Annotated in this window: 10 protein-coding genes; 5 read left to right on the top strand and 5 right to left on the bottom strand. The window is 59.2% G+C overall.

The window, feature by feature from the left end; translation table 11 throughout:
* Positions 1 to 4 precede the first annotated feature (4 nt).
* From ACA069_RS16620 to ACA069_RS16610, 3 genes are all read right to left on the bottom strand, one after another.
* Positions 5 to 838, bottom strand: coding sequence for a helix-turn-helix transcriptional regulator (locus ACA069_RS16620; protein WP_497614396.1), 834 nt, complete (start codon positions 836 to 838; stop codon positions 5 to 7).
* A gap of 62 nt (positions 839 to 900) precedes the next feature.
* Positions 901 to 1,569, bottom strand: coding sequence for a class I SAM-dependent methyltransferase (locus ACA069_RS16615; RefSeq protein ID WP_497614394.1), 669 nt, complete (start codon positions 1,567 to 1,569; stop codon positions 901 to 903).
* Between the two features lie 115 nt (positions 1,570 to 1,684).
* The gene (locus ACA069_RS16610; protein ID WP_497614392.1) at positions 1,685 to 2,050 is read right to left on the bottom strand and encodes a DUF6124 family protein; all 366 of its coding nucleotides are present in this window, start codon (positions 2,048 to 2,050) and stop codon (positions 1,685 to 1,687) included.
* A 401-nt stretch (positions 2,051 to 2,451) separates the two neighbouring features.
* Here ACA069_RS16610 and ACA069_RS16605 point away from each other — a divergent pair, with 401 nt between their 5' ends.
* Positions 2,452 to 2,853 (top strand): GFA family protein, encoded by a 402-nt coding sequence (locus ACA069_RS16605; RefSeq protein WP_497614390.1) that lies wholly within the window; start codon positions 2,452 to 2,454, stop codon positions 2,851 to 2,853.
* Between the two features lie 124 nt (positions 2,854 to 2,977).
* Here the strand turns inward: ACA069_RS16605 and ACA069_RS16600 are convergent, their stop codons facing one another.
* On the bottom strand, positions 2,978 to 3,808 hold the full coding sequence (locus tag ACA069_RS16600) for an alpha/beta fold hydrolase (protein WP_497614388.1): 831 nt from the start codon (positions 3,806 to 3,808) through the stop codon (positions 2,978 to 2,980).
* 240 nt (positions 3,809 to 4,048) lie between these two features.
* Between ACA069_RS16600 and ACA069_RS16595 the strand changes: the two genes are divergently transcribed.
* The 4 genes from ACA069_RS16595 to ACA069_RS16580 all read left to right on the top strand — a co-directional run bounded on the left by ACA069_RS16595 (position 4,049) and on the right by ACA069_RS16580 (position 8,294).
* Positions 4,049 to 4,504: a (2Fe-2S)-binding protein gene (locus ACA069_RS16595; RefSeq protein WP_003224136.1), complete on the top strand. Its 456-nt coding sequence runs from the start codon at positions 4,049 to 4,051 to the stop codon at positions 4,502 to 4,504.
* Between the two features lie 20 nt (positions 4,505 to 4,524).
* Positions 4,525 to 6,687, top strand: a complete 2,163-nt coding sequence (locus ACA069_RS16590) for a xanthine dehydrogenase family protein molybdopterin-binding subunit (RefSeq protein WP_497614385.1) — start codon at positions 4,525 to 4,527, stop codon at positions 6,685 to 6,687.
* 1 nt (position 6,688) lies between these two features.
* A complete protein-coding gene (locus ACA069_RS16585) occupies positions 6,689 to 7,267 on the top strand; it encodes a hypothetical protein (protein WP_497614383.1) in 579 nt (192 codons plus the stop codon).
* Between the two features lie 61 nt (positions 7,268 to 7,328).
* A complete protein-coding gene (locus ACA069_RS16580; RefSeq protein WP_497614381.1) occupies positions 7,329 to 8,294 on the top strand; it encodes a sensor domain-containing diguanylate cyclase in 966 nt (321 codons plus the stop codon).
* Positions 8,295 to 8,315: 21 nt separating this feature from the next.
* On the opposite strand, the gene ACA069_RS16575 is transcribed toward ACA069_RS16580, so the two are convergent.
* Positions 8,316 to 11,750, bottom strand: coding sequence for a hypothetical protein (locus tag ACA069_RS16575; RefSeq protein WP_497614379.1), 3,435 nt, complete (start codon positions 11,748 to 11,750; stop codon positions 8,316 to 8,318).
* Positions 11,751 to 11,905 lie beyond the last annotated feature (155 nt).

Genomic DNA, 11,905 nt, shown 5'->3' with positions numbered 1-11,905 from the left:
CGAGTCAGCCGCGATATTGGCCGGGGGTCGTCGCCAGATGCTGTTTGAACGCCCGTTGAAAGTGCGCTTGATCGGCAAACCCGGCTTCGAGCGCTACATCCGCAATCAACTGTCCTCTGCGCAACCGCTCGCGGGCGAACTGGATGCGCTGGTTGACCACAAACGCGTGCGGCGTCATGCCGTAATGCTGTTTGAAAGCGCGGATCAGGTAGGACGGTGACAGCTGCGCCGCGCTGCAAATGTCGTCGAGGCTCAGCAGCTCGGTGCAGTGTTCGCGGATGAAATCGGCGGCGCGTTCAAGCTTGAAATTCGGTTCTCGCACGGGCGCTTGCGCCGGGTTCAAGCGCAGTTGCAGATCGGTGAAAAACTCCACCGCGGCGCTGTGTTTGCGCAAGACATCCTGTTGGTCATTGACCAGCACCTCATACAACCCGTTGAGATCATTGAACAGCCTGGCGTCGTCGAGATGCGTGGTCGCGAAGCGACGAAATTCCACGTCGGCGGCAAACCCCAGTTGATGCTGCAAATCCGTCAGCCATGGCGTTTCCACGTACAGCATCACGTATGACCACGGCTGATCATCGATCGGATTGCACGCATGCACATCACCGGGATTCATCAACACCACGGTGCCCGCCGCCACTTCGAACTGCGTCTGTTCGTGCACATACGTGCTGCGCCCGGCGGTGATCGCACCGATAGAAAAATGCGCGTGAGAATGCCGCGCATAGCAAACCTCGCGCCCATCGGCGATGGCCCGCGCCTCGATAAAGGGCAGGGCGTCGTCGCGCCAGAAGCGTGGGGCTTTTTCAGGGTTTTTCGCGGCAGCGTGTTTCATCGAAGTCATCCCGGCAGGCCAGTGGCCGATTGTATTAGCTCTGGCCGGCAAAGGCTCTGAAACTAGCACCGCTCAGCCACTAGCAGCAAAGACTGCGGCACAGGGCTTTGCGGATGCTGTGGCTCTTGCAGTGCGGCCAGTTGAAATCCGGCCATGTCCAGCGCGTTGACCCAGCTCGACAACGTACGAAAGTACCAGGGCATCGGTTGCCACTGGCCCTTGAACCCGGCGAACGTCTCTTCCCGCCAGCCGTCCTGATAATCACCCGCCGCGACGACCCAAGGGTGCAATGTCTGAATCACCAGTGCGCCGCCGGGCACCAGCAACGCGTTCATCGCGGCGAGCAACGGGATGATGTCCTGTTGCAGCAAAGAGAAATTCGCACAGATGAGGTCATAGTCGCGACCGATGTCCACCGTAGCCTCAACCAACGCTTCATAACTGGCGACATGCGCCTGCGATGCACCGGCCAGACGCGCCGCTTCCACCAGCGTCGCATCGCCATCCACGCCCGTCGCCTCAATGCCCCGATCCACCAGTGCCCGCAACAGCCAGCCTTCGCCGCAACCGAGGTCGAGCACCCGCTGCGGTTGGCGGCCCATGATCGCCAACACAATCGCCTGATCGGTGACCTGTTGACGGCTTTCGATGGCCCCACTGCGGATCACTTCGATCCAGGCGTGGGCGTTGTTGTGCCAGCTTTGCAACAGGGTGGATTCGGGGGAGGGCATGTCGGTGTCCGGACAGTTGAGTGGAAGGATGCCGTTTGCAAAAAATCAGTATGGACGCCGGACTCAAGATCGCCATGCAGGATGCACTGGCCCTGCATGGCGATCCGTCAGCTACCTACTGCGGCAGGCGCAGCTTGTCCAGCAATCGGTTGACCAACAGCTCGTTCAACATGATCACCTGTTGCAGCGCCAGCAGCGGTTTACGCTCCGGGCCACCCACCGAGTCGGCGATGTTACCGGCCATGGCATGGGCGTATGACAGCGATTCACAGGCTTCGACCAGCAGGGTTTCGTCATCCAGCGTGGGGTCGACGAGAAAGACGGGGCGAGGCTTGGGCGAACTTGGCGGAGCCGCCAGGTTTTCGGGTTTGAGGTAGTAGTCGAGGGCGCGATCGGTCGCCTCTTTTACCTTTTGCGGGTCAAGCGCGGGGTCGTGGGGGATTGGATCGGTGTGTGGTGGGTTAGGCGTAACTTTGAACATATATCTAATTCCTAAAGTAGGGCCGCAACCGTTCTCTACTAAAAGAAGGGTGGCGGCTGTGCGCAGGTTAGTAGACCGGTGGAATTAGCAAGACCGGCGCGCCCGAGAGCGCCCTGCGCACAACCACCATCAAGTGCAGGAAAACGACCTACCTGACTGAATGGTGCTCATGCACTTACTAATACCAATCGGGCTACTAAACCCGACCACTGATCGGCAGTGGCAGGGAAACGATAGAGGTCGAGGACTAAGCGCACAAGCCGGCGGATTCTGGCGTACGCGTAGGTAACGGCGCAAGGTGTTGTAGCCTGTATGGCGTAACGCGGCGTGTCATTTAAACGCGCTCAGAGAATGATGTTTATGCATGAAAAATGTCGGATGGCGGAAGGAGGAGGTGCAACATGAACCCATTCACCGGCGGTTGCCTCTGCGGCGATGTCCGTTTCGAAGTATCAGGCCAGCCCTACCGCGTCGGCATCTGCCACTGCCTCGACTGCCGCAAGCGCCACGGCGCGCTGTTCGGTACCTCGGCCATATTTCCCGAGGATGCGTTGAAGGTCATCGGCGAAACCCGTGACTATAACGGGCGCTTTTTCTGCCCGCGCTGCGGTTCACCGGTGTTCACACGTTCGGCAGATGAAGTCGAAGTCAATGTGGGTTCGCTTGATGAACCGGACCAGTGCAAGCCCACCTATGAGCTCTGGACCATTCGCCGTGAGGCGTGGCTACCGGCGCTGCCACTGGCTCACCATTACGAACGTGACCGTGAAGGCACAGAGCGCACAGAGCGCACAGAGCAATAGTGGACCCATTGTGGGAGCGAGCCTGCTCGCGAAAGCGGTGGGTCATTCAGCTCAAGTGCAACTGACAGATTGCTTTCGCGAGCAGGCTCGCTCCCACAGGGGAAGTGGATGGCTGCTGTTCAACTCAGCCGCGAATAAAGGCTAAAAGATCCGCGTTAATCGTCTCCGCCTCTGTCGTCGGCATTCCGTGTGGGAACCCCGGATACGACTTCAACGTGCCATTTGGCAGCAGTTTCGCCGACATTGGCCCCGAGTTTTCGTACGGCACAATCTGATCATCCTCGCCATGCATGACCAGCACCGGCACGGTGACCTTCTTCAAGTCTTCGGTGAAATCCGTCTGCGAGAACGCCACGATGCCGTCGTAATGCGCCTTGGCGCCGCCGATCATGCCCTGACGCCACCAGTTGGCGATGATGCCTTCCGACGGCGTGGCCCCCGGCCGGTTGTAGCCATAAAAAGGCCCACTCGGAATATCGCGATAAAACTGCGCCCGATTCGCCGCCAGTTGCGCCTGCAAATCATCGAACACTGATTTCGGCAAACCACCCGGATTGCTCTCGGTCTGCACCATCAATGGCGGCACGGCGCTGATGAGCACCCCTTTGGCGACGTTGTCCTGGCCATGCCGGGCGATGTAATGGATGACCTCACCGCCACCGGTGGAGTGGCCGACATGCACGACGTTCTTTAAGCCCAGATGAGTGACCACCGCCAAGGCATCATCGGCGTAGTGATCCATATCGTGCCCGTCCCATACCTGACTCGAGCGCCCATGCCCGCGCCGGTCATGGGCTACCACCCGAAAGCCTTGCCCCAGAAAGAACAGCATCTGCGCATCCCAGTCGTCCGAACTCAGCGGCCAGCCGTGGTGAAAGTGGATGACCGGTGCGTCTTTGGGCCCCCAGTCCTTGTAGAAAATCTCGACGCCGTCTTTGGTGGTGACAAATCCCATGTTTGCTACTCCTGACCAGTGTGGAGGATCGGTTTGTATGACGAGCGTGCCCGCGCGCGCTCGGGTGAGAGCCGTTATCAACTGTAGGATTAAAGCCGACATCTGCACGACCGGCGGTCGCCGCACCTGGCCGTGCGCGCAAATTGCGCTTAGCTGAATGGGATAAGCCGAGGCGCGCGCAGGCATTGATGGCCGCAGCGACGCCCCTTCAGAACACCGTGAGTCTGAGGAAATTTCCCGATGCTGACCTTGAATATCAATGGCAAGGATCAGGAGCTCGATGTCCCCGCGGACATGCCGTTGCTCTGGGTCCTGCGCGATGTCGCGCACCTGACCGGTACCAAATTCGGCTGCGGCATGGCCCAGTGCGGCGCCTGTACCGTGCATGTCGATGGTGCGCCGTTGCGCGCCTGTATCACCCCGGCCACCGCCGTCGCCCATGGGCAGAAAATTCTCACCATCGAAGGCTTGTCCACGGACGGTTCGCACCCGGTGCAGCAAGCCTGGGCCGAACTTGATGTGGTGCAGTGCGGTTACTGTCAGTCCGGGCAGATCATGTCCGCCGCTGCTTTATTGGCGAAGATTCCCAAACCCACCGACAGCGATATCGATCAGGCGCTCTCCGGCAATATCTGCCGCTGCGGCACCTACCCAAGAATTCGTGCCGCGGTCAAACGTGCGTCCGAGATCGGTTGAACCTGACGGGGAGGTAGACCATGAACAGTCCCGTATCGCGTCGGGGTTTTCTCAAGGGCAGCGCCATGTTGGGCGGCGGTCTGGTGGTGGCGTTTGTCGTGCCCGGTGCCCATCGTTTTGCTTTGGCGGCAGAGAATGAAGGCAAGGTCTTCGCGCCGAACGCTTTCCTGCGTATCGCCGCTGATAACAGCGTCACCGTGCTGCTTGGTCATTCGGAAATGGGGCAGGGCATCTGGACTGGCCTGACCATGCTGATCGCCGAAGAGCTGGATGCCGACTGGTCGAAAATACGTGTCGAACATTCGCCGGCCTCGGCAGCGGATTACGGCATGCCCGGTTTTGGCGGCATGCAGATTACCGGTGGCTCGACGTCAACCTGGATGGAGTTCGACCGCTATCGGTTGGCGGGTGCTACGGCGCGGCAGATGCTGGTGGAAGCGGCGGCCAAGCGTTTTGAGGTGGCGCCTTCGACGATTCGCACCGAATCGGGTGTGGTAATCGCCGGCGATAAACGCGCGACTTATGGCGAATTGGCCGACGCCGCCGGGCAACTGCCAGTGCCGGACCCTAAATCCATCACGTTCAAAGAGGCCAAGGATTGGAAAGTCATTGGCAAACCCACCAAACGCCTCGACACCCCGGAGAAAATCACCGGTCGCGCCAAGTTCGGCATGGACGTGCAATTTGAAGGCTTGATGACCGCCATGGTCGCCCGCGCACCAGCGTTCGGGGCCACGGTCAAATCCTTCGAAGGCGCCGAGGCGCTGGCGGTGCCGGGCGTGCATAAAGTGCTGCAAGTGCCGACCGGTGTGGCGGTGATCGCTGACCATTACTGGGCGGCGAAGCTCGGTCGCGACGCGCTGAAGGTTGATTGGGATCTGGGGCCGCACGCGGATCTGAGCAGTGAAAAACTGCTCGAGAGCTTTCGCAAACTGGCCGCGACACCGGGCACTTCGGCCAGTCAGGCCGGGGATGCCAAGGGTAATTTCAGCAAAGCGGCGAAGAAAGTCGACGTCGAATACAGCGTGCCTTATCTCGCCCATGCGCCGATGGAGCCCTTGAATTGCACGGTAAAAATCAGCGCCGAGAAGTGTGAGATCTGGACGGGTACGCAGTTTCAGACGCTGGATCAGATGGTCGCCGGGAAAATCACCGGGCTGAAACCCGAGCAAGTGGAAATCCACACAGAATTCCTCGGTGGCGGTTTTGGTCGGCGGGCCAATCCGACCTCGGACTTTGTTGCCGAAGCGGTGGAGGTGGCGAAAGCGGCAGGCATGCCGGTGAAAACCGTGTGGTCGCGGGAGGACGACATTCGCGGCGGTTACTACCGTTCGATGTTTTTGCATCAGGCGCGTGTCGGCCTTGGCGCCGATGGGCTGCCGCTGGCCTGGCAGCATGTGCTGGTCGGCCAGTCGATCATGACCGGCACGTTGATGGAAGCGACCATGGTCAAAAATGGCATCGATCCGACCTCGGTCGAGGGCGTCGCCGACAGCCCTTACGTCAAAGACCTGGCCCATCATCAGGTCGAGCTGCACTCGCCGCAGACCGGCATCAATGTGTTGTGGATGCGTTCGGTGGGGCATACCCATACCGCGTTTGTCATGGAATCGCTGATCGATGAACTGGCCACAGCGGCGGGCAAGGACCCGCTGGAATATCGACGCACGCTGCTCAAGGCGCATCCGCGGCATCTCGGCGTGCTCAATCTGGCGGTGGAGAAGGCCAACTGGAAAGCGCCGTTGCCTGACGGCCATGCCTTGGGCGTGGCGGTACACGAGTCGTTCGGCAGTTATGTGGCGCAGGTGGCCGAGGTCTCGCAGGACAATCTGGCCATTCGTGTGCATCGGGTGGTGTGTGCGGTGGATTGTGGGATCGCGGTCAACCCGCAGAGCATCGCCGCGCAGATGGAGTCGTGCATCACCTTCGGCCTGGGCATGGCGCTGCACAATAAGCTCACGCTGAAGAACGGCGCGGTGGTGCAGTCCAACTATCACGATTATCAGGTGCTGCGGCTCAACGAGATGCCGGTGGTCGAGGTGCATATCGTGCCCAGCAGCGAGAAACCCGGCGGCATCGGCGAGGCCGGTGTGCCGCCGACCGCGCCGGCGGTGGCCAACGCGCTGTTTGCCTTGACCGGGCAACGCCTGCGCGAGCTGCCGCTGCAACTGTCGGGGGTGTGAGATGAAACGACATCTGCTGTTGGGAACGGTGGTTTTGCTTGGGTTGGGCGGCTACGCCTCAGACTTGTTCGCCGAGGATCAGGAAGCCTTGAAGGCGTTCGGCACGATTCAGAAAGTGTTCCAGAGCCCGCGCTGCCAAAACTGCCACATCCCCGGGGACTCACCGCTGCAGTTCGATGCCGGCACGCCACACGCGATGAACGTGGTGCGCGGCATGGACGGCAAAGGCGCCGCCGGTTTGCCCTGCGCCACCTGTCATGCCGAAAGCAATCCGCCGGCCAGTTACGGCCCCCACGCACCACCGGGCGCGCCGCACTGGAGCCTGCCACCGGCCGCGCACAAAATGGCCTGGATCGGCCTGCCGCCGGACAAGTTGTGCGCAATGATCAAGGACCGTTCCAGCAACGGTGACCGCGATTTTGCCGCGCTGATCAAACACGTCAGCGAGGACAAACTGGTGCTCTGGGGCTGGAATCCCGGAACAGGGCGAGCGCCGGTGCCGGTACCGCACGATATATTCGTGAACCAGTTCAAGCTCTGGGCCGATGCTGGCGGGCCATGTCCGGTGGCCGGGAGTTGACGGTGTGACCGGGCGGCGAATCAGGCTACTCTAAGGGCCACTGACCTCGATGGAGTGTGTGATGCTGGTTCCCGGAAAGCCCGCCAATGAAGCCGCGCGAATTCAAGTGCTGCACGGCCTCGACCTTCTCGATTCGGCTCCCGAAGAGCGTTTCGACCGACTCACGCGACTGGCCAAGCGTCTGTTCAATGTGCCGATCGCCTTGGTGACGCTGGTGGACAAGGATCGTCAGTGGTTCAAGTCCTGTGTCGGGCTGAATGTCACTGAAACCTCGCGGGACGTGTCTTTCTGCGGCCACGCCATTCTCAAGAATGACTTGTTACTGGTGCCTGATGCCCGCCAGGACGAGCGTTTTCACGACAATCCGCTAGTGACCGGCGAGCCGCACATTCGCTTCTATGCCGGCTATCCACTGACCGTGCCTACTGGCAACAAAATGGGCACGCTGTGCCTGATCGACACCAAACCCCGCGAACTCGACGAAGAAGAGCGCGCGCTGCTGCGTGATCTGGCAGAGATGGCCGAGCAAGAGCTGACGGCCGTGCAAATGGCGAGCATGGACGAGCTGACGCTGCTCTCCAATCGTCGCGGTTTCAAGCAATTGGCCCAGCATGCACTGGACGCCTGCGCGCGGCTGAACCGGCCGGCCACTTTGCTGTTTTTCGACCTCAATGACTTCAAGCAGATCAACGATCTCTATGGCCATGCCGAGGGCGATGGTGCATTGAAGACCTTCGCTGATGTGCTGCGCATTGCCTTTCGCGAAAGTGATGTGGTCGGGCGTCTGGGCGGCGATGAGTTTGTGGCGTTGCTGACCGGCTCCAGTCATATCGAAACCACGGCGATCATGGCGCGGCTCAAGGAAATCCTCGAAGAGCGCAACGCTACGTTGCACCGTGGTTATGCCATTCGTTTCAGCGTCGGCCAGATCGAATATGACCCGCAGCGGCATGACACGGTGGATCGACTGCTGGCAGATGCAGATGGGGCGATGTATGCCCATAAACAGGCCTTGAAGCGCATCTGATCGGGGCTTTGTGGTTCAAAGTCAAACGGTCGATGCCTGGATGGATTGAAAAAACGCCATCCAGGCCTGATGAATACCTTCAGCTTCTTGGAGCTCGATCGCACGGTTGGCTCGTTCCAGGGCCGAGGCCTGTTGAACGGCGAACAGGCGTTCTACTGCTGTGCTGGCAATCGTCTGGATTCTTGATGACGTGAATGTTGCGGGGATCTGTTGATAGGCGCCAACTGCCAACTGTTCTTGCTCGATTTCGATTCTTTTGATCTGGCCACGACAGGTGCCTGGGCTTCTTGTTGTTGCGCCTTGCAGGTACGTCTCTGCGTCGAATGGCAGGCTTGTGCTGGTCGTTTTCGCGGATGCCGACACCAGCGTGGAATAGTTGATGTCCTGACGCAGATGAACGGCTCGCTCTCGAATGAATATCTCGTAAATTCGTGGCAGCTCACTTTGGCAGGAGACGATCATGGCAAACAATCCAGCCGGCGGATTCTGCTTATCTGCGGCATCCTGGCCCGGGGGTTGTGCTGTTTCCGGATGCAGGGCGAAGAATTTCAGTGGGCCGGTCTCCAGATCGAGTCGTTGCTGAAGCGGTAATTCACAGAACGATTCCTTGATCAGGGCCACGTAGGCGTCCTTCATTCGTTCCAGTCGGCTTTTGAGCTGCACCAGGAACGCGCCGGCAACCGACGTGAGCTGGTCAAGCGACGGTGCCAGCAGCGATAGCTGTACTTGCGGGAGTGTCGAGCTCCAATTGCTCCATTCGGTGGTCAGCTTCTGCGCCATGTGCAACTCGACCAGCGAATACTTTTCGGTCGGCGCCGCGTCAGGCGCGGTCGGTGTGGCTGACTCTTTCCTGCATTTGGGCAGCCATATCAGGCACCTTTCTTCCAGGTACAACGCGTCAGGAAACACCTTGCGCAGATCTTGCAGGGCAACGGTGTACGGTGTTGCGAAGGGTGCGCGAAAGGCCAGCTCGGTATGGGTGAACATCCTCTGTCCATGCAGGACAAACGCATTGTCGGCTGCATTGAGTGTGGCGGCATCATAGAGCGCATCCGTCTGGGCCGAGTCGCGTTGAATCACGCCTCTGGCAATGGCCCAATCGGCTACCAGAGAGACGGGTGCTTTCTTCGAGCGGAACTCCTGCAGGTGGGGAATCATGGGCAGGGCGGACAGTGTCATGATTTCGTTGTAACTCATCAAACGGGTCATGCCGGGGGCGTGGTTTTCGATGAAGAGCACCACTTGTTTGAGCTTCACCCATGAGTGCGCGGTCATGTAGGCGAGTGAAGCGGGGATGCCGCGGACCAGAAATTCCGGAGCGATACCTGAGAGCAGTAGATGTGTCGCCAGGGTTTTCTGCTTGATGCGATGCAGCGCGAATTGCCCATCGATAAAGCGTCGGACATCCTTGTACGACTCACCCCAAAAAAAGCTGTCATTGAGCGGCTGATCGATCACCTTGCCTGGCTGCTGGCCTGCCAGAGGATCGAGACTGAGGATCAAGGCAGTCAGTAACAGATACTCACGATTGGTGGCTATGTCTTCCTTTCTCTTCCATTTTTCAGGATCAAGCTTTTCCAGCAGACGATTGCCCAATTGATGCGCACGTGGCGAAATCAGTATCTGGCTGAGCAGCGAATCGGCTTTGGCTTGCAGCACTGTGGCGCTCAGATCAGGTACCACGCCTTCGCTCAGATAATCGATCAATGCAACGCAAGTGTGCGCCAGGAATGCTGCGCTGGCGTCGATGATCAACTTGCGTCGCTCGGCGGTGAGGCCCGGCGAGCCGCTACCGGGGGAGCCGAGCATGTACCAGTGATTCGTAAAGCCTGGGGGAAGCAACTGGTAGGGTTTCATCCACTGCGCGATGATCCCGGCGACTTGCGCGTTTGCAGGCAGCGGGATTTCGTAGAAACCCATCATTTGCTTGAGTGTCACCAGTCCGTTGGTACGCAAGGCGCCGCCGGCCTTGTCGGCCAACAGCCGAAGTTCATCGCGTTTGGTTTTGAGCGTGCTGTTTTGTTCTACCTGCGTCGTCAGGTCCTCCCAGTTCTTTTTCTTCCCTGGTGTGCCGACATGACCTGAACGGGTCAGAAGCAGCGGGCTGTCGGCGGGCAGTTGGTTAGCCTTCAAGAGCCGCTGAAATTCGCTGCTATCTCTGAAACTCAGCAATCGTTGTTTGCCCGTCACTGTCTTTTCGCCCAATGCGGATTCCGGGTCTGGCGCACTGAGGTAGTAGAGGTCGATTTCGGCACCTGCCTCCTTGTTCCAGGCCAGTACTTCAAGGAGCAAATGGATATTGCGAAAGTCCTCAACATTCGCAAAAGCACGCTTGTAACGTTGGATGAGCTTGCGCGTCTGGATGTGTTCACTGACGTAGGGCAGGGGCGGCCATTTGTGCTGTCGCAGTCGAGTGAGCAAGTCGCGGGCGGCGTCGAGGGTGGCGGGTATCTCAAACCCGTAACACTCAAGAAGTTGATCGAGGTTGAAAAACTCATCGCTGGCGATGACGCAACCCAGTTTTCCTGCTGCGCTTATCAGCTCAGCCAATGAGTCGTCTGGCAGACCGTCATCGAACAGACTTTGTGGGTGTTCAATGATCGAACCATCGTTGCAAGTGAACGAAAATATCTGCTCCTTCAATGAGTAACGGCAGGTCACGAAGGGCGTGGCATCTGCGGCCAAGGTCAGAAACGCCTCATTGTGAACCAGTGCCATCATGGCCGTCGTCCCACGGTGCATGAGGGTGGTCAGCCAGGATCCGTGACGCAGACGTACGCGTGTAAGGTCCAACTGCAAGGGCTGGTTCTGTCTGAGGGTATTGATCGACTGCTCGAGCGCGGTAGCCAGAACCTGGTAGTCGGCCGTTTGCGCGTTGCGCTCGGCAACCACTGCCGACGTCGTGTGCGCATCGCTTGCGATCGGCGCGAATCCGCTGGCTTTTAGCTCATCGATGATCACCTGAGCCTGCATACGGTTTTCCGGCTCGGGATAACCGTAAAACGCCAGCACGAGCGCCCGGGGAATCAGGCAAAGCGGGTTGGCGGATTTGCCGCCGACGGAGGGTAGACCCAGTCCTGCGGGGTCGATTTTGCGGGCGATGGACAAGGGCGGAAACGCGACTTTCCACCACAGGGAGTCATCTTGCTGGGTGAACGTGCGCGTGGTGAGGACGCCGTCCTTGAGGGTCGAGGCGTGCAGCGTGTCACCTTTGAGGCTGAGGGTGTCCAGGTCGATGTCGAACGTGCTGGCCCAATCGAGAAAGCTCGAGCGATCAAGGCTGACCCAGTAGAGCTCCATCCATTCACGCAGCAGGCTGTTACGAGGGATATCGAGGGTTCGCGCGAGTGCGACCTCCGGCGTTGCGGTCGGGAGCGCCGAGAGCTCTTCGATCACGATCTGAACCATCGCAGGTTCGTGCTTTTCGTCAGGTGCAAGGGCTGGCTGAGGGGGCATGGGTGTTCTCCAGTAAGCAGCAAAAAGACTTGCTGGAGTGGATTGTCGAGCGGCAAGGAAAGCGGCTGGCGGTACATATGTATGCGTTGAGTAATGAGTTTTTTGCGAGCAAAAAAAACCCGCCTGAATCGGCGGGTTTTTTATCGGCTAACCGA

The sequence above is a fragment of the Pseudomonas sp. LBUM1652 genome (assembly GCF_059716105.1).
This window is presented reverse-complemented; position numbering and strand designations above follow the sequence as displayed.